This is a genomic window from Microcystis sp. M44BS1, from assembly GCF_020244875.1.
GTDB lineage: Bacteria > Cyanobacteriota > Cyanobacteriia > Cyanobacteriales > Microcystaceae > Microcystis > Microcystis panniformis.
On the sequence record NZ_JADBVM010000342.1, the window covers coordinates 1 to 20,384 of the forward strand.

Consider the following 20,384-nt stretch of genomic DNA (forward strand, 5'->3'; position numbering starts at 1 on the left):
AAGTGTTGGGTTTCACTATCGTTCAACCCAACCTACGCTCTTTATTCTCTGAGATAAAATAAAGGTTGAATGATGCAATTCATCTGCCTAAAAACGTGCCATCACCTAAACTGCCTGATTCTGCTCAATCAGCCGTAGGTTAGGTTAGGTTGTAGGTTGGGCGTGGTGGCGTGGTGCGTGGTAGATGGGAAATTGATGGGTAGGGGCGAAGCATTCGGATAAAAAATCTAGGATTTCAGCGATAAGTTATTGCCCAAATGCTTCGCCCTTACAGTGATTTTCTGCAATTTGAGGAATAACTGTTGCAGAAGGCGGTTCAAAATTCATTGTCTTAATTATGATTGAGTAAAAGGGAGAATAATATAGCGAATCACTGTTCCTATTAAAGCTGTTCCCAAGATGCCGATTAACGTCCAAATCTGGGCTTTCTGAGAGCCTTTTAATTCTTTTGTATCTTCTTTTACTCCTTCAATATCTTTTTCTAAACTATCGAATTTTTCCTCTAATCTCGCCTGTACTATTTTAATATCCATAACATCTTTTTGTAGATTATCCAACTTCTGATTAATTGAACCTAAAATTTCTTTGAGATCCTGTTCAATAGTAACTGACATCTGATGATTCTCCTAATAATGATAGTTATCAGTATTGTTATCTATCTTGTCTTAATTGCTTGCCCAAAATCGTGCCTCATTTTCCCTTGCTGCCTTCCCTCATTGTTGCCCTCCCCCTCCCATTATCTCCACTAATTTATGAGCCGATAATTCCTGATTAAGCCAATCCTTTCTCAGCCAACCATTGAGGATTATATAAACGAGATTGATAACGGGCCCCACCATCACAAAGAACAGTAACAATAGTGTGGCCTGGTCCCATTTGTTTAGCTAAAGCTACCGCAGCACCAACATTAATACCCACAGAACCCCCCATAAATAAACCATCTTTTTGTAATAGTTGATAAACAACTTTAATGGCAGTGGGATCATCAATTTGAATGGCATCGTCTATGGGTGCGCCTTCCATATTAGCCGTAATACGACTATTACCAATCCCTTCAGTAATTGAACTACCTTCCAGGGTAATTGTCCCAGTTTTCACATAACTATATAAACCGCTACCCATCGGATCTGCCACCACGCAACGCACCTGGGGATTTTGGTCTTTTAAAAACATCGCCACCCCCGCGTAGGTTCCCCCAGTTCCCGTGGCAGCCACCCAAGCATCAATTTTACCGTCGGTTTGTTCCCAGATTTCCCGGCCGGTGGTTTCGTAGTGAGCGCGACGATTAGCCAGATTATCGAATTGATTGGCCCAGATAGCATTTTCCATCTCCCTGGCCACTCTCCCCGATAATTTAACGTAATTATTGGCATCTCGGTAGGGAACGGCGGGAACAGTACGCACTTCCGCACCAAGGGTTCTTAAGAGGTCGATTTTCTCTTGGGATTGGGTATCGGGAATGATAATCAGGCATTTATAACCTTTAGCATTGCAGATATGGGCCAAACCGATGCCAGTATTGCCGGCGGTTCCTTCGACAACGGTTCCCCCCGGTTGGAGAGTACCGGCTTTTTCCGCTTCTTGGATAATATATAAAGCGGCCCGATCCTTGACCGAACCACCGGGGTTAAGAAATTCGGCCTTACCGAGAATCTCGCAGCCGGTTTCCTCGCTAAAACTATTGAGACGAATTAGGGGAGTATTACCCACCGCATCGACGAAACCATGTTTAATATCCATAATCTGTTATTTTTCGTGCTGTTCGTAGGCTGAGACGATTTTTTGTACTAGGGGATGACGCACCACATCGGCCCGGGATAGGTAACAAAAAGCGATCCCTTCTACTGATTTTAGGATTTTTTGAGCGGCAATTAACCCCGATTCCTGTTGTTGCGGTAAATCGGTTTGAGTGACATCTCCAGTTACCACCATGCGCGAACCGAATCCCAAGCGCGTTAAGACCATTTTTAACTGTGCTGGGGTGGTATTTTGGGCCTCATCAACAATAACAAAAGCATTAGCTAGGGTTCGTCCCCGCATATAAGCTAAGGGAGCGATTTCGATTTTACCCCGTTCCATCAGGTCGGGAATTTTGGCCGCTTCGATAAATTCGTATAAAGCATCGTAGAGGGGACGCAAAAAAGGATCGACTTTTTGCTGTAAATCCCCCGGGAGAAAGCCTAATTTTTCCCCCGCTTCCACGGCCGGCCGGGTGAGGATAATCCGTTCTACTTTATCTTCTAATAAAGCTTGTACGGCTAAAACGGCGGCTAAAAAGGTTTTTCCCGTGCCGGCCGGTCCAATACAAAAGGTGATATCGTGACTTTGAATCGCTTGGATATATTGACGCTGACGGAAGGTTTTCGCCCGAATTAGCTCCCCGCGACGGGTACGAGCCAAAATATCCTGCTGTAGTTCTTTATACTCGCTAGAACGCCCCGTATCGAGGGCATGGATAGCGGTCATAATATCGGCTTCGGCGATTAACTTGGCCTCTTGCCATAAAATACTTAAGGAGCGTACAATCGCTGTGGCACGCTCCACGGGGGTTGGTTGCCCCGCAATCCGCAATTCCATGCCTCTGAGGACTAAATTCGCCCCAGTTTGCCTGGCTATCAATTTGAGGTTAGCTTCTTGATGACCCGCTAAAGCGATCGCACTTTCTGAACTGGGGAATTGAATCGTTTGCCAAGTTTCCGTCATGCTTGGGGCTAAATTATCCTTTGGCTGTTTCTACCACTTTAGCAAAAGCGACGGGATCGAGGACAGCTAATTGGGCTAACATTTTCCGATTAAGGAGGATATTAGCTTTCTTTAATTGTCCGGTCAGTTGGCTGTAACTGATGCCCTGTTGACGAGCAGCGGCATTAATGCGGGTAATCCAAAGACGACGAAAATCGCGTTTCCGTTTGCGACGGTCTCTATAGGCATTCCGCAAGGCCTTCATTACCTGTTGGTTAGCTGTACGGAATAAGCGCGAGTGAGAACCGCGAAAACCTTTGGCTAATTTGAGAACTTTTTTACGTCGCTTGCGGGCGACATTCCCCCGTTTTACTCTAGACATGATAATCCTTTAGACGATTTTTCTGGAAAACTTACAAATAGGGCAACATTAAGCGCACTTCCTTCTCGTCGCGCTCGTGTACCAAGGTAATCTGGGACAAACGACGGCGCTTGCGTTCGGCACTTTTATGATCGAGTAGGTGATTTTTGAAGGCTTTGCGACGTTTGATTTTTTTGCCGCTTCCCGTGGCCTCGAATCGTTTGGCCGCCGCCTTTCGCGTTTTTAGCTTGGGCATAAACTCCGTTTTGTTAAATCGACACAATCACTAATACTATCACAAATAAAGGACTTTGGGCAAGGAGTGGCCAAAAGATTCCCAGCTTATCCCGACTTTGGCCAGGTCTGTGGGTAGGAATTAAATCAATCGGGAATTTTCCCCTTCCTCTCGATCGAATCGCTAAGATGTGGATGAAGTCTCGTGTTAACACGCATCTGGAGAAGTTATGGCTAAAACCCTACTAGAACAATTACGCCAATTTACAGTGGTTGTTGCCGATACCGGCGATATCCAAGCGATCGAAGCTTTTACCCCCCAAGATACCACCACTAACCCCTCCCTGATTACGGCCGCGGCCCAAATGCCCCAATATCAGCCGATTGTCGATCAAACCCTGCAAGCGGCCAGAAAAGAATTAGGAGAGCAGGCCACCCCGGAAGATGTGGCCAAATTAGCTTTCGATCGCCTAGCGATCGGTTTTGGTCTGCAAATCCTGCAAATCGTCCCCGGCCGAGTCTCCACCGAAGTGGATGCTCGTCTTTCCTACGATACCCAAGCTACCATCGACAAGGCCCGTTATCTCATTTCCCAGTATGAACAAGCGGGTATCTCTAGAGAAAGAGTCTTAATTAAAATTGCCTCGACTTGGGAAGGGATTAAAGCCGCAGAAGTCCTCGAAAAAGAGGGAATTCACTGTAATTTAACCCTATTATTCGGTTTTCATCAGGCGATCGCCTGTGCAGAAGCGGGAGTAACCTTAATTTCTCCCTTTGTCGGTCGGATTCTCGATTGGTATAAAAAAGAAACCGGTAAAGACTACGTTGGCGCTGAAGATCCCGGGGTCCAATCCGTCACCCAGATCTATAACTACTATAAAAAGTTTGGCTATAAAACCGAAGTTATGGGGGCAAGTTTCCGCAATATCGGTGAAATTCGCGAGTTAGCCGGTTGTGATCTTTTAACCATTTCCCCGAAACTGCTCGAGCAATTGCAGGAGACAGAAGCCGATTTACCCCGTAAGCTCGATCCAGCATTGGCTGCAACCCTTGATATTGTCAAAATTGCCATGGATAAAGCGACTTTTGAGAAAATGCACGCCGAAGATGCCATGGCTTCTGAAAAACTAGCGGAAGGTATTCAAGGTTTTACCAAAGCTTTAGAATTGTTGGAACAATTGCTGATTCAACGTTTAACCCAGTTGGAAGGTCAGTCAACCCTAGAACACGCCGCCGAAGATATTTTCCGAGTCTATGATCATGATGGGGATGGTTTCATCACCCGGGAAGAATGGGCGGGAACCGATGCGGTATTCGATGCGATCGATATTAACCATGATGGGAAAATTTCTCCCGATGAGATCGCTGTCGGTTTAGGTGCAGCCTTTCGTTTAGTGGAAGCTTGACTCTCCCCCGCTAAACCCCGCGAGCGGTTTAGCGGGGGATTCTTGGTTCATAGGCTCTTGACTAGATCAAACAGGTTTAACTGAACGACCCCCGCCAGACCGCCTCCGCAAGCGTTTTCTAACACGGTCAGCCCGACCGCGTTTTTTCCTCGGTTCTCGATTACCTTCGCCGATGCCGTATCTCTCGGTTCGATGTGGCCGCAAGAATCGCATCGGTGAACTCTTTCCGATAACGCTTTTTTGCCAGTAATTGCGCCACAATTCGGACACTCCTGGGAAGTTCCGTTTTTATCGACTTTAAGATAATATTTTCCCCGTTTCCAAACAACAAACGGTAGTATCTCGTTAATAAAACTACCGATACCCGAATCTAGAGATTGTTTTCTAACGATAAGACACTTTCGAGAGTTTAACCAATCTTTCCGTTCTGAAAGAGCGTAATTATAAACGCTCTTATAAACATTAAGAATGTGGATGATCTCCCGTTCCTGTTGCCTGTTTACCTTTAGTTTGTACTGGTAGGTAAGCGTTATCACTGTCGTTAGTTTCGTGATGTATAGTTAAATTATAACACTTACTGCCTAGTATATCAACTAATTACAATCATGAACCAAACTAATCGCTAACCTTAAAACAGTTAGTAGTCGCTTAATTAGAAAAGAATTTCCGTAAGCGGCAAAGTATTTCGACAACAAACCCTATTTTTGGACGGGAGCTTATTTCGTGGCCAGTTGTGGCGGCGTTACCGTCGAACAACTAAAAAAATACGTCGAGAACCAAAACTCCCGGAAAGTGGAAACCCTACCGCATTAGTTTCATTCTGGTGGCGATTCATATCCAGTTAACCGCGTAGCGGTTTAACGGGAGTCCTCTCGCGACCTTGAGATAGGGAACTGCTTCTGAATCACCGGGGATTTTTCTAAAATTACTATTTCTATTTGAGGTGGTCTAAGTAGGTGGGTGGAATTAAATATAAGATGAACGTAGGTTGGGTTGAAGCATGAAACCCAACGCTCGCTCATGTTACGCTACCGCTAACCCATCCTACAAATAATTGTGCCTCCCTACTTAAGTGGGTTTTAGCTTAACTGCCTAATCAAACAAAAATCTTAAGCTTGATCTCCTCAGTCCTCAACAGTGATAGAATTGCCGTCATAGCTAGGGGTGTCTGAGGCAATCAGGCTGAGAAAGACCCTTAGAACCTGAGACTGGGTAATTCCAGCGTAGGGAAGCTGTTTACAGAGGAAATAAAATTATGAGACAAGAATGGGTTGCCCCCCGGCGCGGACAAGCAAATGTATCGCAAATGCACTACGCCCGTCAGGGGATAATTACCGAAGAGATGACGTATGTGGCAAAACGGGAAAATCTCTCTCCCGAATTGATTCGCAGCGAAATCGCCCGAGGAAGACTGATTATCCCCGCTAATATCAATCACCTCAACCTCGAACCGATGGCGATCGGTATTGCTTCTAAGTGTAAAGTTAATGCTAATATCGGGGCTTCCCCTAACTCCTCGAATATTAACGAAGAACTGGAAAAATTACACCTAGCGGTCAAATACGGTGCCGATACGGTGATGGATCTCTCCACCGGTGGCGGTAATTTGGACGAAATTCGCACCGCGATTATCAATGCTTCTCCTGTCCCCATCGGTACTGTACCCATCTATCAAGCGGTGGAAAGCGTTCACGGCAATATTGAAAAACTCACCCCCGAAGATTTCCTCCACATTATCGAAAAACACGCCCAGCAAGGGGTAGATTATATGACGATTCACGCGGGAATCCTCATCGAACACCTACCTTTAGTCAAAACCCGTCTGACCGGGATTGTCTCCCGGGGGGGTGGTATTATTGCTAAGTGGATGTTACACCACCACAAGCAAAATCCTCTCTATACCCATTTCGACGAAATTATCGAGATTTTCCAGCGTTATGACGTTTCTTTTAGTCTCGGGGACTCCCTACGTCCCGGTTGTACCCACGATGCTTCCGATGCAGCCCAATTAGCGGAATTGAAAACCCTCGGCCAACTAACGCGCCGCGCTTGGGAACACGATGTACAGGTGATGGTGGAAGGACCGGGCCATGTTCCTATGGACCAAATTGAATTTAATGTGAAAAAACAAATGGAGGAGTGTAGCGAAGCACCTTTCTATGTTCTCGGTCCCCTTGTCACCGATATTGCCCCAGGGTACGATCATATCACTTCGGCGATCGGGGCGGCTCTGGCGGGTTGGTACGGGACGGCGATGTTATGTTATGTCACCCCGAAAGAACATCTCGGTTTACCCAACGCTGAAGATGTGCGAAATGGCTTAATTGCCTACAAAATAGCGGCTCATGCGGCGGATATCGCCCGTCATCGCCCTGGAGCGCGCGATCGTGACGACGAACTCTCCATTGCTCGTTATAATTTCGATTGGAATCGTCAATTTCAGTTATCCTTGGATCCCGATCGCGCTAAGGAATACCACGATGAGACTTTACCCGCAGATATCTATAAAACTGCGGAGTTTTGTTCGATGTGTGGACCGAAATTCTGTCCGATGCAAACTAAGGTCGATGCCGATGCAATTACGGAATTAGAGAAGTTTCTCGCTAGTCAGAATCAAGACAGTTTAACCCCAGTTTAAAGGGGAGTTATGGGAAGGGCTGATTTGATTTCAGCCCTATTCCTAGGATAAAAGTCAAAATTATGGGAATAGCCGCCATTTTTTTGACTAATTGACCCGTTTTTCTAGATATTGACCGATCATCAATTCCTGACCGGCGCGAGAGATAATAGTTTGTCGAGTGCGATATTGTTGACCGATGAGTTTAATTTCTTCTTCAAAGACAGAACCGGCGTATTCTGTTCTCAGACAGAGAGTAGAGGGGTTAGGAAAGGTATAAATAGCACTAACGGGTTTATCCGTCGCAAATCCCCGATCGCGATAGAGAATATTATCTAAAATACCGAATATGGTGGAACCGTTGGAGGGTTTTTTACTCTGGGGACGGAGATAATTACTTTGCCAAGTCACTTCCGTGCCACCTAATAAAGTTGTATCTTCCAGATTATGTAAACGGGCCAGTTGAATTAGTGGTTCGCTGCCTTGGGGTAAATATTTAATCTCGATGGCGCTGATAACTTCTTGGGGTTCCGTTTCTTGGGTGAGGGTGTAATAACGTCTCTGGGATTGCCAGCGTCCTTCTGTCTGCTTAAAAAAGGCTAAAGCCAAAGTTTCTAGGGATAATTGGGCGGTTTGAATCAATGTCATAGAAATAAAACCTTTCCTGTTTTTTGGGAGAGCAGATTTGTTATCCTTTGTCAAGAGTTTGCCAGAGAATTGTTACACATCTTAATACAATTATAACTCTGCATGGAAATTAAGTGGTAGGGGTGTTGAGGGAGATAATTGGGAAAAAGCCGCACAGATACAGCATTTACAGGGAAAAAACGAGATAAGATTGCTAAAACCTGCCAGCTTATCCTAGTTAGGGCTTGCTGAATAAATGTGAAATGTAGGCAAGGTAAGAGTTTTGTGGCTTTTCTCGCGGAACAGGTGCAAGATTTTGAGAGAATCGTCCTTCAAAACATTGCGTCTTCATCGGCCCGCGTCCTTTAGGGGCGAAGCATTCGGGCAATAACCTATCGGTGAAACCATAGATTTTCTATCCGAATGCTTCGCCCGTACTTTTTCAGCAAACCCTAGTTAATTCCATCTACCCTTATCTATCGATTAATTCTGTCAAATTGGCTACAGTCAGGCCGAGGTTCTTCCCCCAACCCCTTTTTTACTTTTTACTTGTCACTCGATCTGCCCAGTCTTGGTATTGTTAAAAAATAGAACCTCCGAACAAGGTCTCAACTCTGTGCAGTTAAAACAAGTCATCATCGCTCATAAGGCCAACCATCCCCAAAGTAAAGCATGGGCGGAAAAATGCGCTAAACAGTTAGAAGCCCGTCAGTGTAAAGTTTTAATGGGACCCAGTGGCTTTAAAGATAATCCCTATCCGGTATTTTTAGCCTCAGCATCGGGAAAAATCGACCTTGCCATCGTTTTGGGGGGAGATGGAACCATTTTAGCCGCCGCTCGCTATTTAGCTCACGAAGACATTCCAATTCTAGCGGTGAATGTTGGCGGCCATCTGGGATTTTTAACGGAACCTTTGGAGATTTTCCAAGATACGGAGACGGTCTGGGAGCGTTTACAATCCGATCACTATGCGGTACAACAACGGATGATGTTAACGGCCAGAATCTATGAAGGGGATAAAAGAAACCCGCAGCCAGTGAGCGAGGCATTTTATGCCCTGAATGAGATGTGTGTGAAACCCGCTAGTATCGATAGGATGCCCACCTCAATCCTCGAAATCGAAGTGGACGGGGAAGTAGTAGATCAGTACCAAGGAGACGGTTTATTAGTGGCTACTCCCACGGGATCTACCTGTTACACCGCTTCCGCTAATGGTCCGATTATACACCCCGGCATGGAAGCGATCGCTGTCACCCCGATTTGTCCCTTGAGTCTCTCCAGTCGGCCGATTGTCATTCCCCCAGCATCTCTGGTGAGTATTTGGCCTCTAGGAGACTACGAATTAAATACTAAACTCTGGATGGATGGTGCTTTAGCCACTTCCATTTGGCCCGGGCAATGGGTGGGAGTTACCAAAGCCGAAAAATTCGCCCAATTTATTATCCTGCGGGAAAGTTATTCTTTTTATCAGACTCTACAGGAAAAATTGCAATGGGCCGGGGCGAGAATTCATTATGATGGCAATCGTCATAATTAGGGTTTGCTGAATAAATGTGAAATGTAGGCAAGGTAAGGGTTTTGTGGCTTTTCTGGCGAAACAGGTGCAAGATTTTGAGAGAATCGTGCTTCCAAACCTTGCGTCTTCATCGGCCCGCGTCCTGTAGGGGCGAAGCATTCGGGTAATAACCTATCGGTGAAACCGGAGATTTTCTATCCGAATGCTTCGCCCGTACTTTTTCAGCAGACCCTAATTAGAGTTTGCTGAAAAAAATTTTCTGGGGAAAGTGCCTGATGAGCTTGGTTTTCCCCAGGATAGGGACTACGATCGAGTTTTTAAATTCTCCCAAGTGGATTGATAGGTGTTGCCTAAACCTGCCTTGCGATGATTAAAAATCGAATAGAGAGCCAATTTGACTCGATCGATAATCAATAACCAGACTAGGGCATAGAGCCAGCTTTTTGCCACTCCCTCAAAACCGATCGGGGCGATCAGGATTCCGAACATTGAGATCAGCGAAGATATAATGACCGAGATGCCAGTAGCGATCGCTAGAGGTTTAGCAGGGGCCAAGGACCAAAACGCACCTTTTGCCCGCACCGAATAGAGAGTCATCATCCCTAAGAGAGCGATATTGAGGAAAATATAGGTTTGCACCTTGTCAGGAGTCATTCCCCATACCCGGCCCGCTAGATAGTACACCAGAAAAGTGGCAATGACGTTGACCACGCCCAAAACCGAAGCAATGGTGAGAACTTTCGGCATATCCCAAGCTTGGGGTACTTTCGATATCTTGGCATTATCGTAGGCGATCGTCATGATCGCTCCATCGTTAAGAATTGCTAAGAAAACGATCATAATTGCCGTAATCGGGTAGGAATTAAAGAACAGAATCGCCAAAGTGGTAAAAACGAGAATCTGAATTGTGGCGATGATCCGGTAGAGAACATAACTGGTCATCCGCTCAAAAATCTGACGACTTAACCTAATTGCATCGACGATTACCGATAAACCGGGGGTAAGGAGAACTATATCGGCCGCCGCCCGGGCCGCATCCGTCGCCCCGGAAACCGCAATCCCCGCATCGGCTTTTTTCAGCGCCGGCGCATCGTTGACCCCATCTCCGGTCATACCGACAATGTGATTAGTTTTCTGCAAGACATCGACGATATGATATTTGTCCTCCGGGAACACTTGCCCGAAACCATCGGCGCCGAGAATCTGTTCATCGAGGGTTCCTAGCTGATTGGGGGGGACTTCCCGAAAAATTTTGGCATCGAGGATATTGTTACCTAAACCCAATTGTCGGGCGGTTTCCTTAGCGATTAACACCTGATCCCCCGTGATCATCTTGACGGGAACCCCTAATTTTAGGGCGCTTTGTAGGGTTAATTGGGAATCAACCCGTGGTGGATCGAATAGGGAAATAATGCCCAAGAATTGCCATTGACCTTGGGGGTTGGTTTTTGCCACTCCTAGGGCGCGATAGCCTTTTTTGGCGTAATCTTCGATGATTTGATTCACCGGCCCTTCGATTTCCTCTTTATTGTAGGCTAGATCGAGCATTACCTGCGGTGCGCCCTTACTGGTTTTAAAAGTCTGACCATCGGGGGCGGTAATATCGGCTTCGGTACGTTTAGCGACGGGATCGAAGGGGGTAAAGTGGGTGACTTGATAGCGATCGAGTACCGTGGCATCTTTCAAACCGGCGAGAATAGTTTTATCGATCGGATCATCATCGCTAGTTTGGGAAGCGAGGGAAGCGGTGAGGATCAGATCTTCGGCGCTGATCCCCGGCAGGGTGTAGGGATCACCTAAACTCAGTTGATTAAGGGTGAGAGTGCCGGTTTTATCGGAACAGAGCATATTCATGCCCGCTAGTTCCTCGATCGCCGCCAAGCGTGTCACCACGGCGTTTTTATCCGCTAGTGCCTTCGCCCCTACCGACATACTGACGGAAAGAACTGTGGGCAAGGCGACGGGAACAGAAGCAATGGTGAGAACGAGGCAGAATTTCAGCAAGCGGATCACTTCTACGCCCTGTTTATCGACAATACCGTTATAGAGACGGTAAACAACGATAATAGCGATTAAAATCAGGGCAATGACGATGAGAAAGTCACCGATTTTGAGAACTGATTTCTGGAAATGGCTGACGTTTTCGGTACTGGCTACCAGTTTAGCGGTACGACCAAAAAAGGTATTACTGCCGGTCCCGTTAACTAGGGCCTCAGCTTGACCTTTTTTCACCACCGAACCTGAGTACAATTGTTCGCCAGAACTGCGATCCACGGGTAAGGATTCCCCCGTTAAGGCAGCCTGGTCGATTTTGAGGGGATCCCCCGGCAGCAGTCGGGCATCGGCCGGCAGCACATCGCCGATCCGGATCCGGATCACGTCTCCTGGTACTAATTCCCTAGCGGGGACGGAAACAAATTTGCCGTCTCTTTTGGCATCGGCATTGAGGGCGAGTTGCGCTTTCAGGGCAGCCACCGCATCCCCGGCGGTTTTTTCCTCGAAGTAGCCGATCAAACCATTAGCCACCAGTAGAATGGCGATAATCACGAAGTCCACCCAATCACCGACGAGGGCGGAAAAAATTACCGCCGCTTCGATCATCCAGGAAAAGGGATTCCAAAAGTAGGAAAGGAATTTGATCAGGGGGCTGACTTTTTTCTCGGCAATCTCGTTATAACCGTCGCTATTGAGGCGATTTTTTGCTTCACTGGTGGTGAGACCATCGGGAGATGTTTTCAGTTGGATCATTAAATCTCGCATGGAGATTTTTGAGAGATCGTTGGTCGGTTTATCGGTAGTATTGGTCATCTCTGGTTAATTTTTCAGCAATATACAGTAATTGCTCGGCTTTTTCAACGCTTTCATTCTAGGGCAACTTTTGCAAATGATCTCTAGTTTTATAATTTTCTCAGGTCAGTTCGGGTTAAATGTGATTTCGATGACAATAAGTAGTCGTGCCAAATAAATTTTCTAGTGAAGATAAGTAGGGAGGCACAATTATTTGTAGGATGGGTTAGCGGTAGCGTAAACTATGCGGGCGTTGGGTTTCATGCTTCAACCCAACCTACGTTCATCTTATATTTAATTCCACCCACCCACTTAGGCACTCATACAAGAGGCACTCATACAAGAGGCAAAGGGCAAAAGGCAACCCCCCCCTGCCCCCCCCGACATCGGGGGGGTCGGGGGCAAGAGGGGGAATAAATAATCAGTCTTTAATAACCAGATTTAGTATTACCTAAGCAAAAAAAGGAAGAAATTAGCACTAATTTCTTCCTTTTATATAAAGGCTGCTAAATTTTGTCAATTTTTTGACAAAATTGCCACTTTATGGTAATGATTTGGGTCATTTTTGTCCCGTAAATTTTAAATTTCATCCCATCCAGTTAAGCCAGAAGACATAACATAACTGGTAACGGTTGCTTCAAAAAAGTTCGCTTTGGTGTGGCCTTCTTTTTTGGTATCGGAGAAGCGTTCCAGATGGTTATAGGGACTTTTGTTATACTTTTCTTCCCTGTATAAAGGCTCAAGTCCGATCGCTTTCAGTCGAATATTAGCGAGGTATTTGGTGTACTGTTCGGTACTGTATTCGGTAATACCTAAAATGTCGTTGCCAACAATGTGATTTGTCCAGCGACATTCGTGTTTAACGGCAGTATCGAACATCTCATAAATCTGTTCAACAGAATGGGGAAAAGTTGCCATGGCTTCGGGAATAAGTTTCTGATACAAACGGACGTGACTTAATTCGTCCCGGTTGATCATTTTGAAAACATCAGCACTACCGGACATTAGCTGTCGAGAAGCGAGATTATAGAAAAAGATGACGCAACTACCCATCCTTTCAGAGTGGGGCTAGAACATACCATTATCTTCTTGAACCTTTTATAGCGTATTTACCAAGAAGATACTCACCCTCTGTTCGTTGAACCTTCCCCTTTAAAATAGAGGCTTGGCTGCTGATTACCCATTGTTTTTAATAGCTGCCTTACGGCTTTTATTAAATCCCTTAACTTTTTTCTGCTCTCGCTCCTTTACGCTTATCTTTTCAGACTTCGCTTTGGCCTAAGGGCTTTAGGGCTTCCCAGCAATTTGGCGAGTTTTAACTAACACCTCACGATGCTAGTGGGCTACCTCATTATTTAACCCGTTATAAAAATACAAACTCTCCAGTAAATAATCGGCAAGAAGGGCGATAAAATAGCTTTCAGTAGTTTGTTTGTCGATGTATTGCTGGTAGAGACTAGCAATAAATTGACAGCGATCCTTGAGAACTTTATCGGTGCGCCAAAAGTCATAAACTTCACCTCTGCGATCCGAGGGAATAATTGTTTCAATTAAGTATTGATAACTTTGATTGTGCATGGCTTCTTGAGAAATTTGTTCCGCCATACAAAGACTAATTTCTGGCGCAGTGACGCTACCTTTGAGGTGGGGAATATTACAGGTTTGCACGGAATCAAGAAAAGTTAGATAGGACAAAATACCATCATAAGCATATCTTTCTTCGTCGGTAAGATGCCCGTATTCAGTCACGTCTTGAGTGATATCTAAGCGTTGCGGGATCCAGAAATTTTCCCGCATTTGTTGATATAAACCCACCGCCCAGGTGTAGCGGACATCGTTTAATTGCATCAGGTTGGTGGTGTTACCAAACCAGATCGAACGGTTTTCGATCGCATCATCTCCCGCCGGATTGAAGATCGGGGAAATGGGCATCGAATGGCAAGAATTAACTAAATGTAAGGACATGATTACTTGGATATTATGGCACTTTTAGGTTATAGTAGGTTTTCGGTAAAAAGTCAAATGGTTTGATTAGGAATAAATTCAAAATCTAGGGCTTCTGCCAAAGTAAATGGGCAATCCTTCGGGAATTTCTCTAGGTTTATCCCTGTTTCAATAGCGGCTTTTTTTCTGGCCTTGTTATAGCATTTTTTAAAATTTTCTTCTGTTAAAAAAATCTTAAGGCTAGGGCTATTTTCTAAATCTTCTTCGATTCTTTCGCGATGCTCAAAAAGGGTTAATGCCCAGCTTCTGGTTTGTTTTTCTGGCTCTTGTAAGTATTTTAGTAAATGCCATAAAATCACAGTCAGATTGCTTTTTAATGCTTTCTGTTGATTGATAGACATAGATTTTATTTCGTCAATTAAATTTTCTAAATCTAAATCAGAAAACTGATGATTTTCTAGTAAATTAATGGTTTTATCTAACCAGAGATAGTAATCTTTTTCGTATAAGTTCTTTTCCATAATTATCCCCATTATTTTGATATTTCAGGAAACCAATCCTCATTTAACGTCTGTTCTATAGTGCAAATTGGAGCTAAACTGACCAAATTTTCAGCCATTCCCGATAATTCGATAAAAGAAATACGAGCTTCTTGAAAAGAGTTATCAAAAATTTCAATGAGATAAGGCTGTAAACTGGGACTATCGGCAATAATTCTTTTTATGGCACGACGGAAATTCCTAATTTCATTTTTCCATCCTCTTTGATTATATTCTAATTCCGATTCCCAGTAAGCTAGTTTCAGCAAATGTTCTAATAACCGAGTTAAATAACTTTCTAAACTTCGTTTCTCACTTTTACCCATGCTACTAATTTCGTCAATTAAATTCTCTAAATCTAAATCAGAAAACCGATGATTTTCTAGTAAAGATATGGTTTTCTCTAGCCAGAGATAGTAGTCTTTTTCGTATAAGTTCTTTTCCATAATTATCCCCATTATTTTGATATTTCAGGAAACCAATCCTCATTTAAAGCCTGTTCTATAGTGCAAATTGGAGCTAAACTGACCAAATTTTCAGCCATTCCAGATAGATCCAGAAATAATTTACGAGCATTTTGATAACAGGGCGAGAAAATTTCCGATAGATAGGGCTTTAAACTGGGACTGTCTTCAATAATTTGTTGAATTCCTAGGCGAAAGTTACGAATTTCATTTTTCCATCCCCTTTGATTATATTCTAATTCCGACTGCCAGTAAACCAGTTTTAGCAAATGTTCTAATAACCGAGTTAAATAACTCTTTAAGCTTTGTCGTTGGCTTTTGCCCATGTCGCTAATCTCCTCGATGAGATTATCCAAATCTAAATCGGAAAATTGATGATTTTCTAGTAAAGATATGGTTTTCTCTATCCAGAGATAATAATCTTTTTCGTATAAATCACTCTTCATTGCTTAATCCTCTCCGAGAAACTCAGGAAACCAATTTTCATCTAAAATTTGGTCGATTGCTCCCATAGGTGTAGCACTTAAAAGTCTTTTATCGATGCCAGAACCTTCGACAAATAGATGGCAAGCATCCTCATAACATTGCTCAAGAATCTCGGTGAGGTAAGATGCTAAGTTTGTATTATAAGTTCCATCCTTTTTGTTGCTAATAATTCTTTTTATTTGAATGCGAAAATTTAAAATCTCCCGTCGCCACTTGTTTTTATTGTAATCGCGCTTAGATTGCCAATAAGTTAATTTAAGTAAATGTTCCAAGAGTTTAGTTAGTAAACTCTCTAACTTCTGACGTTCTCTTCTGGACATATCTTTGATTTCTTCAATTAAATTTTCTAAATCCAACTCAGAAAACTGGCGATTTTCTAGTAAAGATATGGTTTTCTCTAACCAAAGATAGTAATCCTGTTCGTATAAGTTCGTTTCCATAGTCCCTCACCTTAATTAACTATAATCCAACCAAATCATCAGTTATTATTATCCTCATATTCAGGAAACCAATCATCATCCAAAGCTTGGGCAAGAGTGAGAATTTTTTCCCTAGGCAAAGTATTGATTTTTACTCCCATTTTTCTAGCTAGGATACGAAGGGCTGACTGATAACATTTATCAAAACTATTCTCTAGATAGGACTTTAAACTTGGATTATCATCAAGAACTTCCCATAAATCAATTCTAAAAATAGTAATTTCTCCTTTCCAGTGATTAGCATTATATTGGCTTTCCGATTGCCAATAAGCGAGTTGCAGCAAATGTTGGATTATTCTAGTCAATAAACTTGTTAAGGTATGTTTTTCCTTGATACCCATACTTTTAATCTCCTCGATGAGATTATCTAAATCCAACTCAGAAAACTGATTATTTTCTAATAAATGAATAGTTTTCTCTATCCAGAGATAGTAATCCTGTTCGTATAAAGTCTTATCCATAGCTGTGATTAGGTGATCAATAAAACTCATTTTATCAGTCCTAATCTTTGATGTAAAAAAATTAAGGTGGGCATTGCCCACCCAAGTTAACCTTAATTAGCGCAACTAGAACAACTATCGTCAGACTCTCGAAAATTGTCCTTTTGTACGGTACGGATATAATAAATCGCTTTACACCCCAATTCCCACGCCATGATTAGAGTATCAAAGATATCTTTAGCAGTGAGACAACGGTTGGGTTCTGCGGGGAAATAAACCCCTTCATTGAGGTTGAATAATAACTCCATAGAAATCCCCGTATCGATCCATTCTTGCATAGTAGCGATCGCTTTCACCACTTGCTGCTGTTCGAGATTTTTGTTCTCTGAATAAAACCAGAAAGCTTCTTCAATAAAAGGTGGTGCGATGGGAACGGTTCCCTTTGCCCATTTATCGTAGAAAAAGCGACTATAAACCGGCAAAACACTAGCGGTACATCCCTGTACCAAACTAGAGGAAGTATTAGGAGCAATGGCGGTAATATGGGAATTACGGATGCCAAATCGTTGAATATCTTCGGCTAATTGTTGCCATCTTTGCGGTTGCACCGCATTATTTAAAAACCATGCCACTGGTTTTGCTCCGATTAATTTACCTTGACTCCATTCACTACCCAAGAAAGCTTGATAAGCACCGCGTTCTTTGGCTAATTCCATCGAGGAATAGGTACACCAATAGCCAATTTCTTCAAATAAATTACTAATTTCTGACAGGTTATTGTAGGATAATTTCCGTTTAGCTAACCAGTCAGCCAATCCCATCGCCCCTACCCCAATAGTGCGATATTTATCGTTGTGGTTTTTAGCATTATCAAAGGGAGGATTAGTGATATCGATGGTATTGTCGAGAATCCTGACAGCGATTTGACAATTAGACTCGATTTCTTCCCTGTCGATATTGGCTAAATTAAGGCTAACTAAATTACAGCAATGGGCAGTTTTATCGGGGGTGACATTGCTAAAAGATTCGGTGCATTGTCCTGTTAGAATGCCGTTAAACATTCCCAGATGACGCTTGGGTTCTGTAAAACAGTAGGTGTCATCTCGACGACAGGTTAACTCTACCGATTCAATGCGGATAAACTGAGTGGCCGAACGTTGGGGTTCTTTTAAAGTCCATTGTAAGCGATGGGTTTTAAGTCCCAATTGACCAAGTTGAAATAGTCCGACAGAATTAATCAGTAAACGATATTTTGGTTGACAGAGATATTCTTGATAATTTCCCTTTCCATTTGGCATCAATTTATAGCCGCCGTCATCCATAAAAGTAACTTTGGAATCAACTCCTAAAGTCTGTAACATTAGGCGAATATCGAGCAAAAATTGCCGGTTAACAGCAGCAATCTGGAGAGACTCGTTAGAACCATTGCGGGCAACTGTTCCATCGGCATCAAGTAAACCAGCTAACCATTCTAAACGAGATTTAATTGTGTAACCATTGAGAGGAACTGTAAATTTACTGGGAATATCTAACGGGAGTTTACAGACGATCCGATCTTGTTTACTGTCATGATATACCCCTAGGGTATCGGTTTCTTTTCTCCAAAAAGTACCTTTTTCAATAGAGCCATTTCCCCGATATTTGTTACGAATAGCCAATAAGGGAAGTAACTCTTTTTTAACTCCGTATAGGTCAACTTCTGGCATTCCATTGTTTCCGTAACTCCCATCTCCAGAAAAGAATCCTGCGGTGTAGGCGTAGGGAAAGTCAAGGTCATTTTCTGACTGGATGAGAGGCAGCTGATATTTAATTAATTTATCTCCTTGTTTGAGGTCTTTTGCCTCCACAATTTCCACGGTTCCCTTGTAGTTTTTCTGAACGTAAAACTTATGGTAGTAAGTACATTCTAAGGCCTCTCCGTTAGAGAAATTGACCTTTAATAAAGGCTGGTTTTCTCCAGTCTTTTTAACTAATACTTCTGACCACTCCAATCCATTCCAGACATTAACATATTCCCCCACCAAATCAGCGATTGCTATTTGTCCTCGGTCAGTGAGAATTTTTGTTTCTCCCGCAACGCATAAATTTACACCGGGGATATAGCCATCGTGTTTATTAGGATTAGCGCGATTGATGGTATCTTTGAAAGCAATGTAGGGCATTCCTGTTTCTACTTGGGAACGCATAATACTTTTAAATAAGTCCCGGGCATTAATTTTTTTATAGAGGAGAATCTCTTGATCTAAATTAGCTTCTACTAAACGATAAGCCTCTTCAAATTCTTCCCCCCATAGTTCCGCTAATTCTATACCTAATTTTCTGCGAACTTCGTAGGGATCTACTAATGTCCACTCGGCTTTAGTTATCACCCGACGCATAAATTCATCGGTGATAACTAATTGGGGAAAAACATCATAAGCTTTGCGTCTTTGATCACCGTTTTCTGTCTGCATTTCCAGAAATTCTGGCACATCTAAATGCCAGATGTCAACACCGACAGTTACTGCCCCGGCGCGTCTTCCTCCCTGATTTACTGCAATAGCTGTATCGTTGAGTAATTTAATCCAAGGAATAATCCCTCCGGAAGCATTAGCTTTCCCCATTACCCAGCTACCAGTGGAGCGAATTCTACTTACATTTACCCCGACACCGCCACCATTTTTTGAGATGCGGGCAGCATTAGTAATCTCGCTGAAAATGCTTTCTAAACTGTCGTCAATGGAGAGGATAAAACAACTGGTTAGGGAACCTTTGGGAGTGCGTAAATTGGCTAAAATTGGGGTGGCAAGAGAGATTTTTCTTTGAGCAATCCCTTGATAAAATTTCTTCGCCCAGGGGAGTCTATTAGCTGGTTCTTCCACAGTGGCAAGCAGTAAGGAACAGGTTAATAATGCCTCTTGGGGTAACTCATTTTTGAGTAAATAACGGCTAGTGATTAACAATGCCCCGGCGTAATCATAATCGATGTCCCAATCGGGATTAATCCAAGAACCAGCTTCTTTTAATTCTGCTTCGGAATAGATGAGAATCCTTTCGTCGTACAGCCGATTTTTAACTTGAGTTTTGACAGTTTTCTCGTAATTTCCGTACTGATAACCCCGGACTACTAAGGTATCTTTCCACAGACTCCAAATATGCAATCTTCCCGCCACATAGCGCCAATCCGGTTCCTCTGGACTACACATTTCTAGGGCGCAATTAATTAAATTATCCTGTATTTCCCTGGTGGTAATCCCATCCCGCAGGCGCGTGGTTAAACCCGCTTCTAAGGCGATTGAATTGACTTTTTTGCCTTCACAAGCCCACTCTACCACGTCACGAATTTTGCCGATATTTAAGCTTGTGGTGGAACCATCGCGCCGAATCACTCTAATTCCATGGCTGCCCATATTAGCTAAAGGGGTAGAACGAAAGGGTATTACTTCGTTATTTTTGTGAATGGAGACGGTAGTAGTCAAGGGCTTCGATTGCATAATTGGGAAATTGCGGCGTTAAAAAACTTGACAAATTAATCTATTTGTACTAGGGTATTCTATCAGATTTTCTGGGAAAACACAACATCTAGCGTGTTAAATAATCCTATCACTCTATATATGGTATAGCCAGGATTATTTTGTTCCCTAAAAACAGTGTTTTGGCTGACATTTTCTGGAAAAAATTCTCGATTCTCTCTCAAGGTAGTTCTTTTGTATGCTTGACAAAAAGCTTTTTCTTTGATAGCAAAAACAGATTGACCAAATACTTTTGCTCCGATTCTGCTTGACTGCTGAGGAGGTTGTGGTCAGACTTTATTTGTTCTTAA

General features: G+C 43.3%; 16 protein-coding genes, 5 pseudogenes and 1 riboswitch. Of the genes and pseudogenes, 4 read left to right on the forward strand and 17 right to left on the reverse strand.

The window, feature by feature from the left end; genetic code table 11:
* Window positions 1-335 precede the first annotated feature (335 nt).
* The 5 genes from IM515_RS25065 to rpmI form a co-directional block, all read right to left on the reverse strand.
* On the reverse strand, window positions 336-614 hold the full coding sequence (locus tag IM515_RS25065) for a hemolysin XhlA family protein (RefSeq protein WP_104396364.1): 279 nt from the start codon (window positions 612-614) through the stop codon (window positions 336-338).
* 157 nt (window positions 615-771) lie between these two features.
* Window positions 772-1,740 (reverse strand): cysteine synthase A, encoded by a 969-nt coding sequence (locus tag IM515_RS25070; protein WP_287629004.1) that lies wholly within the window; start codon window positions 1,738-1,740, stop codon window positions 772-774.
* Window positions 1,741-1,746: 6 nt separating this feature from the next.
* Window positions 1,747-2,703: a PhoH family protein gene (locus IM515_RS25075; RefSeq protein ID WP_002772048.1), complete on the reverse strand. Its 957-nt coding sequence runs from the start codon at window positions 2,701-2,703 to the stop codon at window positions 1,747-1,749.
* Between the two features lie 13 nt (window positions 2,704-2,716).
* Window positions 2,717-3,064, reverse strand: coding sequence for a 50S ribosomal protein L20 (gene rplT / locus IM515_RS25080; RefSeq protein ID WP_002739593.1), 348 nt, complete (start codon window positions 3,062-3,064; stop codon window positions 2,717-2,719).
* 31 nt (window positions 3,065-3,095) lie between these two features.
* Complete coding sequence (gene rpmI / locus IM515_RS25085) at window positions 3,096-3,299, reverse strand: 50S ribosomal protein L35 (RefSeq protein ID WP_002781071.1); 204 nt, start codon at window positions 3,297-3,299, stop codon at window positions 3,096-3,098.
* A 208-nt stretch (window positions 3,300-3,507) separates the two neighbouring features.
* Here rpmI and IM515_RS25090 point away from each other — a divergent pair, with 208 nt between their 5' ends.
* Complete coding sequence (locus tag IM515_RS25090) at window positions 3,508-4,683, forward strand: transaldolase (protein ID WP_002772050.1); 1,176 nt, start codon at window positions 3,508-3,510, stop codon at window positions 4,681-4,683.
* Window positions 4,684-4,730: 47 nt separating this feature from the next.
* Here IM515_RS25090 and IM515_RS25095 read toward each other — a convergent pair.
* Both IM515_RS25095 and IM515_RS26250 read right to left on the reverse strand, forming a co-directional pair.
* Window positions 4,731-5,075, reverse strand: a pseudogene (locus tag IM515_RS25095) (zinc ribbon domain-containing protein); the annotation flags it as partial.
* Between the two features lie 18 nt (window positions 5,076-5,093).
* Window positions 5,094-5,219: pseudogene (locus IM515_RS26250) on the reverse strand (helix-turn-helix domain-containing protein); the annotation flags it as partial.
* A gap of 73 nt (window positions 5,220-5,292) precedes the next feature.
* On the opposite strand from IM515_RS26250, the pseudogene IM515_RS25100 reads away from it, so the two are divergent.
* Both IM515_RS25100 and thiC read left to right on the forward strand, forming a co-directional pair.
* Window positions 5,293-5,496 (forward strand): annotated as a pseudogene (locus IM515_RS25100) (IS200/IS605 family transposase); the annotation flags it as partial.
* Between the two features lie 337 nt (window positions 5,497-5,833).
* A riboswitch (TPP riboswitch) is annotated at window positions 5,834-5,930 on the forward strand.
* A gap of 8 nt (window positions 5,931-5,938) precedes the next feature.
* On the forward strand, window positions 5,939-7,321 hold the full coding sequence (gene thiC, locus IM515_RS25105; protein ID WP_287629006.1) for a phosphomethylpyrimidine synthase: 1,383 nt from the start codon (window positions 5,939-5,941) through the stop codon (window positions 7,319-7,321).
* Between the two features lie 87 nt (window positions 7,322-7,408).
* On the opposite strand, the gene IM515_RS25110 is transcribed toward thiC, so the two are convergent.
* Window positions 7,409-7,948 carry a phycobiliprotein lyase gene (locus IM515_RS25110; RefSeq protein ID WP_002738011.1) on the reverse strand — a complete coding sequence of 180 codons (540 nt, stop codon included), beginning with the start codon at window positions 7,946-7,948 and terminating at the stop codon, window positions 7,409-7,411.
* Between the two features lie 595 nt (window positions 7,949-8,543).
* On the opposite strand from IM515_RS25110, the gene IM515_RS25115 reads away from it, so the two are divergent.
* Window positions 8,544-9,464 (forward strand): NAD(+) kinase, encoded by a 921-nt coding sequence (locus IM515_RS25115; protein WP_287629007.1) that lies wholly within the window; start codon window positions 8,544-8,546, stop codon window positions 9,462-9,464.
* A gap of 282 nt (window positions 9,465-9,746) precedes the next feature.
* Here the strand turns inward: IM515_RS25115 and IM515_RS25120 are convergent, their stop codons facing one another.
* The 9 genes and pseudogenes from IM515_RS25120 to IM515_RS25160 all read right to left on the reverse strand — a co-directional run bounded on the left by IM515_RS25120 (window position 9,747) and on the right by IM515_RS25160 (window position 20,055).
* Complete coding sequence (locus IM515_RS25120) at window positions 9,747-12,251, reverse strand: plasma-membrane proton-efflux P-type ATPase (RefSeq protein ID WP_287629008.1); 2,505 nt, start codon at window positions 12,249-12,251, stop codon at window positions 9,747-9,749.
* Window positions 12,252-12,809: 558 nt separating this feature from the next.
* A pseudogene (locus tag IM515_RS25125) lies at window positions 12,810-13,324 on the reverse strand (ribonucleotide-diphosphate reductase subunit beta); the annotation flags it as partial.
* Between the two features lie 271 nt (window positions 13,325-13,595).
* Window positions 13,596-14,195, reverse strand: a pseudogene (locus tag IM515_RS25130) (ribonucleotide-diphosphate reductase subunit beta); the annotation flags it as partial.
* Window positions 14,196-14,248: 53 nt separating this feature from the next.
* Window positions 14,249-14,695, reverse strand: coding sequence for a DUF29 domain-containing protein (locus IM515_RS25135; RefSeq protein ID WP_287629009.1), 447 nt, complete (start codon window positions 14,693-14,695; stop codon window positions 14,249-14,251).
* An 11-nt stretch (window positions 14,696-14,706) separates the two neighbouring features.
* Window positions 14,707-15,159: a DUF29 domain-containing protein gene (locus tag IM515_RS25140; RefSeq protein WP_287629010.1), complete on the reverse strand. Its 453-nt coding sequence runs from the start codon at window positions 15,157-15,159 to the stop codon at window positions 14,707-14,709.
* Between the two features lie 11 nt (window positions 15,160-15,170).
* Window positions 15,171-15,623 (reverse strand): DUF29 domain-containing protein, encoded by a 453-nt coding sequence (locus tag IM515_RS25145; protein ID WP_190722781.1) that lies wholly within the window; start codon window positions 15,621-15,623, stop codon window positions 15,171-15,173.
* Window positions 15,624-15,626: 3 nt separating this feature from the next.
* Entirely contained in the window at window positions 15,627-16,103 is a 477-nt protein-coding gene (locus tag IM515_RS25150; RefSeq protein ID WP_147069396.1) for a DUF29 domain-containing protein, read from the reverse strand.
* 38 nt (window positions 16,104-16,141) lie between these two features.
* Entirely contained in the window at window positions 16,142-16,633 is a 492-nt protein-coding gene (locus tag IM515_RS25155) for a DUF29 domain-containing protein (RefSeq protein ID WP_242034693.1), read from the reverse strand.
* Window positions 16,634-16,695: 62 nt separating this feature from the next.
* On the reverse strand, window positions 16,696-20,055 hold the full coding sequence (locus IM515_RS25160) for a ribonucleotide reductase barrel domain-containing protein (protein ID WP_287629011.1): 3,360 nt from the start codon (window positions 20,053-20,055) through the stop codon (window positions 16,696-16,698).
* Between the last annotated feature and the right edge of the window lie 329 nt (window positions 20,056-20,384).